At 32.3% G+C, this 15,457-nt stretch carries 13 protein-coding genes; 5 read left to right on the top strand and 8 right to left on the bottom strand.

Annotated elements, in window-relative coordinates; genetic code table 11:
* Positions 1 to 701 precede the first annotated feature (701 nt).
* From LNP22_RS16485 to LNP22_RS16475, 3 genes are all read left to right on the top strand, one after another.
* Positions 702 to 1,106, top strand: coding sequence for a hypothetical protein (locus LNP22_RS16485; protein WP_229974428.1), 405 nt, complete (start codon positions 702 to 704; stop codon positions 1,104 to 1,106).
* A gap of 230 nt (positions 1,107 to 1,336) precedes the next feature.
* Positions 1,337 to 1,723, top strand: coding sequence for a helix-turn-helix transcriptional regulator (locus LNP22_RS16480; protein ID WP_210664922.1), 387 nt, complete (start codon positions 1,337 to 1,339; stop codon positions 1,721 to 1,723).
* Positions 1,724 to 1,813: 90 nt separating this feature from the next.
* Positions 1,814 to 2,452 carry a M15 family metallopeptidase gene (locus LNP22_RS16475; protein ID WP_229974427.1) on the top strand — a complete coding sequence of 213 codons (639 nt, stop codon included), beginning with the start codon at positions 1,814 to 1,816 and terminating at the stop codon, positions 2,450 to 2,452.
* Here LNP22_RS16475 and LNP22_RS16470 read toward each other — a convergent pair.
* From LNP22_RS16470 to tsaD, 8 genes are all read right to left on the bottom strand, one after another.
* A complete protein-coding gene (locus LNP22_RS16470; RefSeq protein ID WP_229974426.1) occupies positions 2,449 to 3,015 on the bottom strand; it encodes a hypothetical protein in 567 nt (188 codons plus the stop codon). The genes LNP22_RS16475 and LNP22_RS16470 overlap by 4 nt on opposite strands.
* Before the next feature lie 2 nt (positions 3,016 to 3,017).
* On the bottom strand, positions 3,018 to 4,199 hold the full coding sequence (locus tag LNP22_RS16465; protein WP_229974425.1) for a THUMP-like domain-containing protein: 1,182 nt from the start codon (positions 4,197 to 4,199) through the stop codon (positions 3,018 to 3,020).
* A gap of 2 nt (positions 4,200 to 4,201) precedes the next feature.
* A complete protein-coding gene (locus LNP22_RS16460) occupies positions 4,202 to 5,293 on the bottom strand; it encodes an AI-2E family transporter (protein ID WP_229974424.1) in 1,092 nt (363 codons plus the stop codon).
* A gap of 106 nt (positions 5,294 to 5,399) precedes the next feature.
* The gene (locus LNP22_RS16455) at positions 5,400 to 6,350 is read right to left on the bottom strand and encodes a zinc metalloprotease (RefSeq protein ID WP_229974423.1); all 951 of its coding nucleotides are present in this window, start codon (positions 6,348 to 6,350) and stop codon (positions 5,400 to 5,402) included.
* A 153-nt stretch (positions 6,351 to 6,503) separates the two neighbouring features.
* Positions 6,504 to 7,004, bottom strand: coding sequence for a TrmH family RNA methyltransferase (locus tag LNP22_RS16450; RefSeq protein ID WP_229974422.1), 501 nt, complete (start codon positions 7,002 to 7,004; stop codon positions 6,504 to 6,506).
* 10 nt (positions 7,005 to 7,014) lie between these two features.
* Positions 7,015 to 7,653, bottom strand: a complete 639-nt coding sequence (locus tag LNP22_RS16445; RefSeq protein ID WP_229974421.1) for a DUF4159 domain-containing protein — start codon at positions 7,651 to 7,653, stop codon at positions 7,015 to 7,017.
* A 16-nt stretch (positions 7,654 to 7,669) separates the two neighbouring features.
* Positions 7,670 to 8,383 carry a 16S rRNA (uracil(1498)-N(3))-methyltransferase gene (locus tag LNP22_RS16440; RefSeq protein ID WP_229974420.1) on the bottom strand — a complete coding sequence of 238 codons (714 nt, stop codon included), beginning with the start codon at positions 8,381 to 8,383 and terminating at the stop codon, positions 7,670 to 7,672.
* Positions 8,384 to 8,386: 3 nt separating this feature from the next.
* Positions 8,387 to 9,403: a tRNA (adenosine(37)-N6)-threonylcarbamoyltransferase complex transferase subunit TsaD gene (gene tsaD / locus LNP22_RS16435; RefSeq protein WP_229974419.1), complete on the bottom strand. Its 1,017-nt coding sequence runs from the start codon at positions 9,401 to 9,403 to the stop codon at positions 8,387 to 8,389.
* Between the two features lie 226 nt (positions 9,404 to 9,629).
* Here tsaD and LNP22_RS16430 point away from each other — a divergent pair, with 226 nt between their 5' ends.
* Both LNP22_RS16430 and pfkA read left to right on the top strand, forming a co-directional pair.
* Entirely contained in the window at positions 9,630 to 14,105 is a 4,476-nt protein-coding gene (locus LNP22_RS16430) for a translocation/assembly module TamB domain-containing protein (protein WP_229976398.1), read from the top strand.
* A 296-nt stretch (positions 14,106 to 14,401) separates the two neighbouring features.
* Entirely contained in the window at positions 14,402 to 15,388 is a 987-nt protein-coding gene (gene pfkA, locus LNP22_RS16425) for a 6-phosphofructokinase (protein WP_210664912.1), read from the top strand.
* Positions 15,389 to 15,457 lie beyond the last annotated feature (69 nt).

Below are 15,457 nucleotides of genomic sequence, written 5' to 3'. Positions count from 1 at the left end.
AAAAATCGAATTAATACTCCACATAATTCAATTTGCAATTCTAATAATTGAGTTATGAGTTAACATAATTTAATTTACGATTTTTACAATCAAATTTGTAGGTGTTACAACTTAATTTATAATTCACATAATTGAATTACAGGAACCGTAAATTATTATAAAATTTCATATAATTTCTACAATAAAGAGCCTGTTATTCAATTCTCGTATACAGTGTTTTTATTTCCATAACATTTCATTAATAGTTTGATAAAAAAAGCTCTTTTTTTTAAGCATTTTTTTATTTTCAAAATGGTTGTTTGGTTTTACAAAAACGCAGTATTTTGACTTGCTCACCTGCTGTCTTATCAACAGCAATTTCGTCTTCAAAAACAGGACAAAAAAATCTTGTTTGATGGTTCCAATTATTTATAATTGTATAGCCAAAAACAACTTTTTTTTGCTCAAAGTTGTACTACTATTCCTTACAAGCATTTTATACAGTAAAAACATCGGTTTATAGATTTAATTATAACATTTAGTTATATTCTATAATGGTTATTGTAAGAAAAAAAAGAGTATAATGATTAATATTGCTATCAATAGATGAGTTTTTATGAATTCATTAATTCATGTCTTATTTTTGACTTTTTAAATATTAATTTATTTGAAAATATTGGTAAAATCGATCATCCTTTTTTCTAAATTATTTACTTATAATTATGTTCATCACTCTTACCTCAGATCAAGTACAGTTTAATTATGGATCCAAAAAATGGCACTATCAGTTTGAAGAGATAGTACAATTGGCATTACTTAAAAAAAAGAAAATCTATTTCCTCGAAAATGCCACTTTCATTGCCATTACTGCATTAGCTTACTACATAATGGTTTTTTCAGATGTTAACGAAATGTATTATATAGTGCCAACACTTTTTTGTTACACTATTATTATCGTCTTACGCTTTCAAAACCCTTCAGAATTTGAGTATTATCTTGTTGTCCGGAATATCTATCAGAAAGAAACAAAAATCAAAATAAAACCAGAACATAAGCACGTCATCACAAAACAAATAGATGAGTATCTAGACGTTGCCTATCATCGTATTTTAAAGAAAAATGCTTAGATTTTTGTACCCATGTTAACACGCACCCTTTCCCATTATGATCTCGCTTTTATTGTTGTAGCGGTCGTATATGGTTTTATTATTACTACTCGAAAAAAATAACGAGAAACTGTTTCATCAATCTATTATTGAAATGGTTTTTGATATTTAATATAAAATAAAGACAGTTGCACGCTACAAAGTCTAGTGATGCGGCTGTCTTTCTGTACAAGCCTCCCAAACCACAAGATATGACAACTTCGATAAAAAATAAAATAAAAAGTATTAGAGAATTAAAAAATTACACGCAGGAATATATGGCCAAACAATTAGGCGTTACGCAGGCAGGTTACAGTAAAATAGAAAAAGGAATTACAATTTTATCCTATGAAAAATTAGTTGCAATAGCACACATTTTAGAAGTCAGCGTAGAAGACATCATCAGTTTTGATAGACAGAAATATTTTAATAGTTTTAATAATGTAAAAGGCAATAATAACGGGAGTGTTCTCATAAATTCGGATAATTCTGTTGCTCTGAAAAAGCTATACGAAGACAAAATAAAATTACTCGAAAAATTATTAGACAGAACTGAAGGAGAACTTGATCGCTACAAAGAAAAGTACGGCAAGATTTAAATTTTTCCTGACATGAGTTTCCTATTCAAGTTCTGGCCGGGCGCAATAAATTATTACTATATTTACTCTTAGGAATATAACATCATTTTCATGAAATCATTTGCAAAGCCTTTATTTTTTTTAATTTACATTTTTTGTGTCGTCTCTTCAAATGCACAGACGCAAGATAGTGCAGGAGTTTCAGACACCACATTTGTAAACTTAAAAGATTATAGTAAAGATTTTATTTATGATATGAAATATGCTTCTGAAGATAATTTTTTGAAAGCAAAAGTATACGATTGTGCCGAATGTTTTTTGCGTTTAAAGACTGTTAAAGCCTTGATCGAAGCCAATAAAAGTTTTATAAAAAAAGGATATAAAATAAAACTCTACGACTGCTACAGGCCTTTGTCCATACAGAAAAAAATGTGGGACATCGTGCCTAATCCAGAGTATGTAGCAAATCCGAAAAAAGGCTCCATCCATAATAGAGGAGGAGCCGTTGATATTTCTTTGGTCGATGCCAGTGGAAAAGAATTAGATATGGGAACTTCTTTTGATTTTTTTGGAATTGAAGCAAGTCACAATTATAGCAAATTTTCTAAAGAAATTATTTCAAATAGAAAATTTTTAAAAAATGTAATGATTAAAAACGGTTTCAATTCATTTGATTCAGAATGGTGGCATTATAATTTAAAAACAGGTTTGAAAGATAAAGTTTCTAATCAAAAATGGAACTGCAATTAGTTTTGAATGCATCGAATATTGTCGATAAAATAAGTCTCAGGATGAAATACTTTACCGTCCATTTCAGAGGTTAATTCACTTTTTAGGATATAATCTTCGGTATCTGTCAAATATTTGATGCGCATTATCGTAACGGGAGAATTTTTAAGTTCCTCAAAGTTATCTTTCATAAACATAAACATTCCCGAGTTGATCCTGTTATTAAAACCTTTATCACGAATAAGCGTCCCACAATTTTCCTGATTAACAGAAAGTAAGGTTACAATTTTTCCGTTCTGCAACTGCAAAAATATTTTGGAGTTTTTGTCAAAACAATTGGCTTTTATAAAATCTTTGCTTTTTTGTATCAATTGTACGTTCAATGTAGGTAAACCATCTGTTTGCGCCAAAGCAAAAAAGATATAGTTAGAGGTTCCAGCAAAGTTTTTCTCGCTCACTAAGGTTTCCGGTGTTATTTTGTAGGTGCCAATAGAGTCGTTTACGTTGGTGGTATATTCGCAAGGTTTTTGTGAAAAAGAAGTGCAACTTAACAGCAAAAAAGTTAATGTAATTAGGTATTTCATGTTTAATTTATTTTTCTGCAAATTAAAACTATTTTGTTATCATTTTTATCAGTTGTAAAAAAACAATAACAATTTCCGCCATTTTTTATTTTCCACTTTTTTCGAATGTTTTCTACAGTCTCCGGAAAGTTACGTGTTGTAATATTGGCTTGTTTGTTTTGCAACATAATTTTCATTTCGTTTTTATGGTATGAAATGGTTTTTTCGATCTCAAAACTTCGTCCGGGAAAATCAATTAACGTCTCAGAAGTATATAAATGAGAGTGTTTATGAAGTTTATGTATTCTAAAAATAGTACTTACTTCTTCAAAACCGCCAGATTTCATTATCGCCGCATTGGGTTCGTACAGGTATTTTTGAGGCAGTTCATAATTGGAAAACTCTTTTTCATCGTCCAGAATAAAATTGAAAGTCTCTGTTTTTTCTTTTAAAATATTAGCTGTTTTGATGCTTATTTTGCCCAAATACTGATTATGAATTTCAAAAAGCAATTCTTTTACTTCATTATCTAAAGCAATAATATGAATATTTTTTACAAATTTTAATTCTGATAGACCTGCTGAAAGATCCAGTAAAGGAGCTGTTTTTATTAGAATAGCATTTGATTTTTCAAAATAAAGCGGCAATAATTCGGGAACGTTTGGCAAACAATCTTTCAGTAAAAAAACTTTTCCTTTGGCATCATTTCGTCTTGAGGGGTCAATATAAATCCAGTCCCATTTTGTGTCTGATTCTTTTATTAAATTGATAGAATCACCTGCATAACAAAAACAATTTTCAACTTGTAATTGCTTAAAGTTATGCTGTACAATTGCCGAAAGTTTGGAATTTATTTCGCAATGTGTAATTGAATCAAATCGTTTGGCAAAGTAATAATCATCTACTCCAAAACCGCCTGTTAGGTCAATGAGGGTTTCGCCAGAAACTAAAGAAGCCTTGTACGCTGCCGTTTTTTCAGATGAGGTTTGCTCTACCGAAATTTTACTCGGATAGATAACATTTTGAGTTGTAAACCAAGTTGGTAGTTTCTCTTTTGCTTTGGTTTTGGCTTCAATTTGATTTAAAATCACAATCCAGTCTACCTCTGGAAAAGGATTTTTCTGAAGTGCTAATTGAGCAATTGAGGCGCCAATATTATTAGTTATAAATTCTTGAATATCGTTGCTTAAAATAGGAGTGTTCAAGGTCAAATTCTTTCGGTTAGTACAGATACAATTTTGTTGTCCGGAAAAAATTCTTTCAAAATTACTTTTAGCATTGTATAGACGGGAACAGCAATGATCATTCCAACAATTCCAAAGGTTATTCCACTTATTATAGTGATAAGAAAAATTTCCAGCGGATGCGAATTTACACTTTTTGATGAAATTATGGGTTGACTGATATTGTTATCGATCGCCTGAACAATCAGGAATCCGATGACAACATAAATGGTGTGAGGCAAAATTTCTGATTGAAAATCACTTCCGATAAGGCTAATCATCGTTAAAATTCCAGCTAAGATGGTTCCGATGATGGGGCCTATGTAAGGAATAATGTTTAGGATGGCACATAAAAAGGCAATCACAAAAGCATTTTTATTACCAAAAATGATTAAAACAATTAAATACAAAATAAAAACAACGGTTAATTGTAATAGTAGACCAATAAAATAGCGTGTTAACAGATGATTGATTTTAAGGATAGAATTTAGAATTTTATCTTCATTGTTATCAGGAAGAATTTTTTTGGCACCTGCCTTAAAAACCTCTTGGTCTTTAATAAAAAAGAAAGTAATAAAAAATATAGATACTAAGCCCATTCCCATATTGGCCATAAAACCCATGATAGAGTTGATAAAACCAGTAAAATAGCTAAAATCTAATTTTGATGTAATTTTGGATTCTCTTAGAACTTCATTCAAATCTAAGTGTTGTATGTTAAAATAAGTTTCTATAGCTCTTCCTGTCGCCATCAACTGTTTTTGCAAACTATCTGTATCGAGCAAGGATAAGTTATTGGCTTGCGAAATTATTAAAGGAACAAAAAGCAGAAAAAAACCAATCATGGTCAATATAAAAATTATCAGCGTAGTAGTAGCTGCCCACGAATTACTAAATTTTAATTTGTTTTTTAGAAACAGAATGAGCGGATTTGCTATCAAACAAAGTATTAAGGATATCACTAAATATACAATTACAGTTTGTATTTCATACAAAAAATATAAAATAGCAACAATTATCAAAATAGTGGCTAAAGCTCTTAAAATGCCGTTCGAAATAATTTTTGGTGTGATCATGATTTTATTTTAGTGTATAAATATAAGAAAAAGCTTTTATAATTTATAAGGCATAAAAAAAGCGAGACTTTTATATCTCGCTTTTATTTTTTTTTGATTTTGAAAATTAGATTCCAAAAGCAGCTCTCGGTCCTCCAGAAAGAAAGATAGCAGCCATTCTGCTTTTTTGTCCATTAGAGAACATATACATTCCGTTATCATCCGTATAATCCATGTAGTTCATAGTCATTTCTACAGGTGTACCTGTGCAAGTGCTATAATGAGGATATGCTGGAACTCCGTAATTTGCAGTATTGTGCGTAGGTGTATCAGATACTAAATCGCTTCCACAATTTGCATCTCCCCAAATATGACGTAAATTCATCCAGTGTCCTACTTCGTGAGTACCTGTTCTTCCTAGATTGAAAGGTGCATTTGCACTACCAGATAAACCAAAATATTTAGAGTCTATTACAACTCCATCTGTAGCAGATGATCCTCCAGGAAATTGTGCATATCCTAAAATTCCTCCACCAATGGCGCATGACCACATGTTCAATTTTGTAGTTGGAGAAGTTGGTGCAATACCTCCTTGTGCCGTTTTTTTCATGGCATCATTTGTTCCCCATGAAGTTTTAGTAGTCGATTTACGATTGATTTTTTCTAAAACAAAAGTAATTCCAACATTTGCTTTTACACCTGAAAATAATGCTGGTACACTATTATAATCAGAGTTTGCAGCATTAAAATCTTTGTTTAAAACATCGATTTGTGACTGAATTTGTGCATCAGAAATGTTTTGTGCAGTAGTTCTGTACAATACATTTACAATTACAGGAATCTCAACTTTACCATTTACTAAACGGTTTGTTAAAACTTGATTTTGAGTAAAGGCCTCAATTTCGTTCATTTTAATAGCCAAAGCAGGATTGGCTCTTAATTGGGCATCCAAAACGTCTTGTGAAGCACAGCCACGTTGTGCAATAGTGTTTGTATCTTGATCTAAATTTTCACTTTGATCATTTTGACAAGAAAAGAATACTAACGCTGCGAATGCAGATAAAAAAACTTTTTTCATAATAACTTGGTTTTTTGTTATAAAATTGTGATTTGGTTAATTAATGAAGCAATTCTATGACAAAAGTTTTACGTAACAAAATTTTTGCTTATAATAATTTGTGAGAATTTTACAATCCCTTGTAAAATATAGTTCTTACAAAAATTTAATGAGTTAAAATTGTGAAGTCATTTCGTACAATGCTATGCCTGTGGCTTGTGATACATTCATACTACTATTGTTTCCAAACATCGTAATATGAATGATTTGATGGGATATCTTTAAAATTTCTTCCGATACGCCATTAATTTCACTTCCTACAATTAAAGCTATTTTCTTACCTTGTGGAATGTTAATTTCTTTGAGCGTTTTACTGGTACTGGCAATTTCTAAAGCAATAATTTCAAAATTATTTTCTTGTAAATAGTGTACTAATTCATTGGTTTCTTCTATGACAGAGTAGGGTACATGAAGATGGGTACTTCTGGAAGTTTTGTTGATTTTGCGGGGAGTTAGCGGAATATCTTTGCCTAAAAAAATAATATTTTCAACGCCAAAAGCTTCACTTATTCTAAACAATGAACCAATATTTTGCTGAAAATAGATATGATCGCAAACAAGCGTTATCGGAAACGTTTTTCTTTCAAATTGATTCTCTCCGTGAGTCAGCTGCACTGTTTTTGTATTAGTTGGTAAAAATATAGTTAAGAATATTGGCACCCATTTTTAGCGCTTTCTGACGAACTTCAATTGGGTCGTTGTTGACTTCTGCATCTTCCCATCCATCTCCCAAATCACATTCGTAAGTATAAAGCAAAACCAATTTGTTTTCTACAAATACACCAAATGCCTGAGGTCTTTTGGCATCGTGTTCATGAATTTTGGGTAATCCGTTGGGGAAAGGAAAAGGTTTTTGAAAAATAGGATGGTTGGCTGGAATTTCGACCAAATCGTTATTCGGGAATATTTTTTTTATTTCTTTTCGAATGTATTGATCCATTCCGTAATTATCATCAATATGAAGAAATCCTCCACCGGTAAGGTAATTTCGAAGATTGTTTACATCAGCATCACTAAAAACAACATTTCCGTGACCTGTCATGTGTACAAACGGGTACGAAAGTAAGTCGGGATTACTGGGTTCAACTGTTGATGGTTTTGCTTTTATTCGGGTATTAATATTCGAATTACAAAAATTAATTAAGTTGGGCAATGAGGTTGGATTTGCATACCAGTCGCCACCTCCGCTGTATTTCAGTAACGCGATTTCTTGCGAAAATGACGAAACAGAAACCAATACTACTAATAAGAAAAGCTTTTTCATAGTTCTAAAATATCAATTACTGAATCGTTTCATTAAAAAAGACAACACTATGGCAAGCTACAATAGCAGCTGTTTCGGTTCTTAGACGTGTGTTTCCAAGCATTACAGGCTGAAAATTATTTTCGAGTGCCAAGGTAATTTCTTTATCAGAGAAATCGCCTTCGGGGCCAATAAGAATCGTAACGTTCTCCTCTTTTTTCAGTACTTCTTTTAGTGATTTTTTGTCGGTTTCTTCACAATGTGCAATCAGTTGTAAGCCTTTGTTTTTTTGTTTTATGAATTCTTTAAACGAGACGGCATCATTCAGTTTTGGCAAAAAAGTTTCGTTTGATTGCTTCATCGCCGAAAGAATGATTTTCTCAAAACGCTCTTTGTTAATCACTTTTCTTTCAGAACGATCGCAGATAATTGGCGTGATTTCCTGAATTCCAATTTCGGTAGCTTTTTCCAGAAACCATTCAAAACGATCGTTCATTTTGGTTGGAGCCACAGCCAAATGCAACCAGAATTTTGGATCAGCTGCTTTTTTAATATTTGTGACCTTAACAGCACATTTGTTGTCAGAAGCCAGCGTGATTTCAGTTTCAAACAAAAGCCCAACACCATTTGTAACGTGTAAAATGTCTGAATCTTTTTTTCGTAATACCTTAATAATATGACGACTTTCTTCTTTATCGAAAAAAAAAGTTTCGGTTGTTTCGTCTATGGCAGGATTGTAAAATAATTGCATAATTTAAAATTGAATTCTCGCTTTTGAGACTACCGAAGCAGTTTCGAAGGTATTAGATAAATATTTTTGATAGCCCACAATGCCAATCATAGCAGCGTTATCGGTCGTGTATTCAAATTTCGGAATGTACGTTTTCCAGCCATAAGGGTTTTCTTTTAATCGGGTTCTGATGCCAGAATTGGCCGACACGCCTCCGCCAATCGCAATTTGTTTGATTCCGGTTTGTTGTACGGCTAATTTTAATTTGTCCATCAAAATTTCGATAATAGTATGTTGAATCGAAGCACAAATATCATTCAGGTTTTCTTCGATAAAATTGGGATTCTCTTGTTTTTTCTTCTGAATAAAATATAAGATGGCCGTTTTTAAACCTGAAAAACTAAAATCTAACCTGGGAACTTTTGGTTTGGTAAAAATAAATGCTTTTGGATTGCCTAATTGGGCATATTTATCAATTAAGGGGCCGCCAGGATAGGGAAGTCCAAGAATTTTGGCACTCTTGTCAAACGCTTCTCCAACCGCATCATCAGTCGTTTCGCCGATGATTTCCATATCAAAAAAACTATTGACTTTTACGATTTGAGTATGGCCTCCGCTGATTGTCAAAGCCAAAAACGGAAACTCAGGTTTATCATATCCCTCTTCATCAATAAAATGTGCTAAAATGTGGGCATGCATGTGATTTACAGCAATTAACGGAATTTGCAAAGCCAACGACAGTGATTTACTGAATGAACTTCCTACCAATAAAGAACCCATTAGTCCCGGACCTTGGGTAAAAGCAATGGCAGATAACTGTTCTTTTTGTACATTTGCTTTACGAAGTGCAGCATCGATTACAGGAACAATGTTTTGCTGATGCGCTCGAGACGCTAATTCAGGAACAACACCCCCATACTGATTGTGAATTAGCTGATTGGCCACAACATTTGAGAGTACTTTATCGTTATGTAAAACTGCTGCAGCAGTATCATCGCAGGAACTTTCGATGGCAAGAATAAAAACCTCTGGATTTTGCATATAAAGGCACGAATTTTGAATTATATTTGACGAATCAAATATTAAGATTTTCTTTAGTTAAAATTAGCAGTCAAAATTAAAGAATTTTTATCAAAACAGCCGTTCTTTGTCTGTTCAAAATAATTTTAAAATAAAACTAAATTTAATAGGTATCAAAAAAGTCAAAAAAATAGTATCTCGAACCCTAATTGGGTTAATTTTACTTTTGTTAGCTATCGCTATTATTTTGTCTTTGCCAGTTGTGCAAACTTATATTGCGCATTATGCTACCAGAACATTAAATGAAGATTTTAAGACCGATATTACGGTAGATAAAGTTGCTATTAATATTTTTGGCGGCGTAAAATTGAAGAATGTTCTTATCAAAGATCATCATAAAAAAACTTTAATTTATTCGGATATTATTTCTACCGATATTTTAAGTTTTAAAAGATTGACCGATGGAGATTTGATTTTTGGTGATATCAGATTAACAGGTTTGATTTTTAATCTAAAAACCTATAAAGGCGAAAACGAGAACAATATCAATAAGTTTATTCGTTTGTTTGAAACTGGCAAAGCTTCCGAAAAAACCAATAAGCATTTTTTGATGACGGCCAAAAACGCTTACATCTCCAGAGGCGCTTTTTCTGTAGTTGACGAGAATAAAGTCAACAAAAACATGCTCGACTTAAAAAATCTTAACGCGTATATTAGCGATTTTAAAATTTATGGACCAGACGTTAACACGTATATCCACAGGTTTTCGTTTCTGGATAGTAGAGGTTTGTATGTTTCTAATTTAAAGTCTAAATTTAGTTATACCAAGAAGCAAATAAAGCTTGAAGAGCTTGCTATCACTACAAAAAGATCTTCTATTTACGGGAAACTGGAAATGAATTATAAAGTAGAAGATTTTCTTAATTTTACCGATAAAGTACAGTTTAAAGCGGTTTTCGACTCGGCTTCTATTGCTTCTAATGACATTCGATATTTTTATGACGGATTAGGAAAAAGTCAGCATTTTAAAATTAGAACAAAAATCAAAGGCACTTTAAATAACCTTACTTTAAATAGGTTGAGACTTAGTGATACCAATGGTTCAAAAATAAACGGAAACATCAATTTCAGAAATCTTTTAGGAAACAAAAATCAAAAGTTTTCTATGGATGGAAAGTTTGATAAATTGATTTCGAGTTATGATAATTTAGTAGCTATCTTGCCTAATGTTTTGGGTAAAAAACTTCCAAAAGAACTCAAAAGAATAGGAAAATTTAATATTGTTGGAAAAGCAAAAGTTTCTACCACCGATCTCGAAGCCGATTTTTACATGGTGACCGATCTCGGAAATGGAAAAGCCAATTTGAATATGAATAATATCGATTTTATTGATAAAGCGTCTTATTCGGGCAACATCGTTTTGGAAAATTTTGATATTGGAACTTTATTAGACAGAAAAGATCTTGGTAAAACAACTTTAAATTTAGACATTGATGGCGTTGGTTTTTCAGAAAAATATCTCAATACGGTAATAAAAGGAGATATTTCTAAATTTGATTATAATAAATATACCTATAATAATATCGTAGTAGATGGTACTTTTAAACTGCCTTATTATAAAGGGCAACTGTCTGTAAACGACCCCAATTTGAGTCTTACTTTTGACGGATTAGTCGATTTAAGTAAGCGAGAAAGTAAATACGATTTTCACCTGAATGTAGAGAATGCGGATTTACGAAAATTAAAATTTGTAAATGATTCGATCTCCTATTTTAGGGGAGATATGGTGGTTGAAGCTACTGGAAATTCGATCGAGAATCTTCAGGGAAATATATATTTGAAAGATGCGGTGTACCAAAACCCAAAGGCGACTTATGAGTTTGATGAGGTTACAGTAAATTCTAGTTTTGATACCAATAAATTAAGAACCATAACGGTCAATTCTACGGATATCGTCGACGGAAAAATTGTAGGTAAATTTCAATTTAATCAGTTAGGTAGATTGGTAATGAATTCTGTGGGAAGTCTTTATACTAATTACAAACCTTATAAAGTAGGTAAAGGACAGTTTTTAAATTTTAATTTTCATGTGTACAATAAAGTCGTTGAGATGTTGTATCCAGAGATTAAAATTGATTCCAGTACCGCTTTTCGCGGAAGAATTGACTCGGATAAAAAAGAATTTAAATTCAGATTTAATTCTCAGAAAGTCACCGCGGCCGAAAATGAATTTAATAATATAAGGATTGCAATTGATAACAAAAATCCGCTTTATAATGCTTTTGTCGAATTGGATAGCATTAAAACCAAATACTATAAGGTTAGAGATTTTAGTTTGATTAATGTAACATCAAAAGATACATTGTTTGTTCGATCTGAGTTTAAAGGAGGTGATCGGGGCGAGGATTATTACAATCTGAATTTGTACCACACTATTGATAAAAACAAAAATAATATCGTAGGAATTCACAAATCTGAAATGAAATTTAAAGATTATTTGTGGTTTTTGAATGAAGATTCAAAAAAAGATAATCAGATAGTTTTTGATCAGGATTTCAAGAATTTTACTATTGATAATATTGTTTTGTCGCATGAAAATCAGAAAATTGATTTGAATGGTGTCATAAAAGGAAAAGATTATAAAGATATTGCTTTGAATTTTGAAGATGTTGACATTTATAAAATTACGCCATTGAATAATAAATTTGTATTCAAGGGAAATTTAAATGGAAATATAAACTTTAAGCAAAATAAAGATGTTTATCAGCCAACTGCTTCGATAGTAGTAGATCATTTAAATCTGAATGATACCGAGTTAGGAACGTTGGATTTTGATATTTCGGGAGACCAAAGTTTTAAAAAGTTTACGATTTATTCGACTATAGAAAATGGTTTTACACAATCATTTAAAGCAGATGGTAATTTTTCTATAGAAAATAAAGAGACGATTTTAGATTTAAATTTAAAACTCGAAGGATTTAATTTGGCCACTTTAGGAAAAGTCGGTGGTGATGTTTTGTCTAATATACGAGGAAGCGTTTCCGGAAACGCTGCTATTGTTGGTAACGTCAAAAAACCTGAAATCAACGGAAGACTTTATTTAGAAAAAGCCGGAATGACAATTCCTTACCTCAATACAGATTATGCATTGAGCGATCGAACTGTTGTAGATTTAACAGGCGAAAAATTCTTGTTTCGAAACAATCAGTTGACCGATTCGAAATACGATACTAAAGGATTATTAAACGGAAGTATTGAACATAATAATTTTGCAGATTGGAAACTTGATTTGAATATTTCGACCAAAAGACTACTGGTACTTGATACCAAAGACAGTGAAGATGCCGCTTATTTTGGAACCGCTTTTATTAACGGAACCGCTTCTATAACAGGTCCTGTCGACGGATTATTTATCAAAGTAGCTGCGAAATCTGAAAAAGGAACACAGATAAAAATTCCGATAAATAATGCCGAAAGTGTGGGTGAAAGCAGTTTTATTCACTTCGTCACTCCCAAAGAAAAATATAATTTGGCTAACGGTATTTTAGAAAACACAAGAAATTATAATGGTTTAGAACTGGAATTTGATTTTGATATCACACCAGATGCCGAAGTTGAGGTTATTTTGGATAGAAGTTCGGGACACGGTATGAAAGGAAAAGGGTATGGTTCGTTATTGTTTAAGATCAATACTCTGGGTAAATTTAATATGTGGGGGGATTTCCAGGCCTATGAAGGAACGTATAATTTTAAGTATAAAGGATTAGTAGATAAAAAGTTTTCGGTAAAAAAAGGGGGTTCAATTACTTGGGAAGGAAACCCAATGCGAGCACAACTGAATCTTGAAGCGGTATACAAAACATTGGCAAATCCTGCTGTATTATTAGAAAATTCTTCTTTTAATAAAAAAGTACCTGTTGAGGTTGTCATTGGTTTAAGAGGCGATTTGGCCAGTCCGGAACCTAATTTTGACATACTTTTTCCTTCGGTAAGCAGTGTTTTTAAATCAGAGATTCAATATAAATTAGATGATAAAGATGTGCGTCAAACACAAGCATTGTATCTATTGTCTACGGGCTCGTTTATGAGTACCGATGGATTTAATCAGAATGATTTATCAGGAACATTTGCAGAAACGGCCATGGGATTGTTAGGAGGTATCATTAAATCTGATAATGATAAATTTAATGTCGGTCTTAATTTTATATCTGCCGACAGGCGTATTGGCCAGGAAGCTGATGGTCAGTTTGTGGCGACAGTTTCATCACAAATAAACGAGAAAATTTCTATCAATGGTAAAGTAGGTGTGCCTGTAGGAGGAATCAATGAATCTGCGATTGTGGGTGATATTGAAGTGCTGTATCGCATTAATCCAGACGGTACGGCTAATTTACGATTGTTTAACAAAGAAAATGATGTCAGTTATATCGGTCAGGGTATTGGCTACACGCAGGGCGTCGGTATTACGTATGAGGTAGATTTTGATACTTTTACCGAATTGGTCAATAAAATATTCAAAAATCACAAATTAGAGCGCGCCTCAAAAACTTCTGACGATTATCAAGATTCGTATTTAAATCCTGATTTCATTAATTTTAATAACGCTAAGAAAGAAAAAGAAAACGCTGCTAAAAAGGACACCGACAAAAAAGACGATAAAAAGAAAGAAGAGCAAAAACGTGAAGATTTGAATCAAGGGTTGATTCCAGATGACGATTTTTAATTATTCCATAACTTATAGCCATTTTTTTCGAATGGCTTTTTTTTGTTTAATACTTTATTAAATGGACATAAAACACATGATGCAAAAATTACCTATTTTTATAACACTTCATTAATGTATTGTTAATTTTAAGGATTTAATTAAAATAAGGGGCTTTTTTTATTTTAAATGAATTTTTACACACAGAAAAACTTATTAACGAAAACGTTTGAATTTAACATATTTTATTAATTTATAATAAACATCCATCAAAAAGTGGTGAATGTTTGTTAATTTTACACTTTAATACTTAAATAATGCCAAAAACAATAAAAAAAGTAGGTGTTCTTACTTCAGGAGGAGACTCACCGGGAATGAATGCCGCCATACGATCAGTTGTTCGCACATGTGCTTATCATAACATAGAATGCATAGGAATTTATAGAGGGTATCAAGGAATGATCGAAGGTGATTTTAAAGAAATGGGCCCTCGAAGCGTAAATAATATTGTAAACAAAGGAGGAACGATCTTAAAATCTGCCCGTTCTACGGAGTTTAGAACCCCAGAAGGTAGAAAAAAGGCACATGAAAACCTTTTGAAAGCAGGTGTTGACGCACTGGTAGTGATTGGTGGAGACGGTAGTTTTACTGGAGGTTTGATTTTTAATGCTGAATATGGTTTTCCAGTAATGGGAATTCCAGGTACAATAGATAACGATATTTTTGGAACAAGTCATACCCTAGGATATGATACCGCTCTGAACACGGTTGTAGATTGTATTGATAAAATTAGAGATACAGCAAGTTCTCATAATCGTCTGTTTTTTGTAGAGGTTATGGGTCGTGATGCAGGTCATATTGCACTAAATGCTGGTATTGGTGCTGGTGCCGAAGAAATTCTAATACCTGAAGAAGATTTAGGTTTGGATAGACTTTTAGATTCACTTCAAAAAAGTAAAGCTTCAGGAAAATCATCCAGTATAGTTGTTATTGCTGAAGGAGATAAAATTGGTAAAAATGTTTTCGAATTAAAAGATTACGTAGAGGCCAATTTACCAGAATATGATGTGAGAGTCTCTGTTTTAGGTCACATGCAGCGTGGAGGTTCTCCATCTTGTTTTGATCGTGTATTAGCAAGCCGATTGGGCGTAAAAGCAGTCGAGTCGCTGATAGAGGGTAAATCAAATTATATGGTTGGTTTGCAGTCAGACAAAGTGGCTTTGACACCTCTAGAGCAAGCAATCAAAGGGAAATCTGAGATTGATAGAGAATTATTAAGAGTATCTGATATAATGTCAACATAAAAGGAATGAAGTTTATTGTGAGGAAATTAGACTTTAAATTAGCGAAATTAAAAACAAAAGCAAAAATTA

Source organism: Flavobacterium flavipigmentatum (assembly GCF_020911905.1).
In the GTDB taxonomy this organism is placed as follows: domain Bacteria; phylum Bacteroidota; class Bacteroidia; order Flavobacteriales; family Flavobacteriaceae; genus Flavobacterium; species Flavobacterium flavipigmentatum.
The sequence above is the reverse complement of the archived record's forward strand: the minus strand, read 5'-3'. Positions and strand labels throughout refer to the sequence as shown.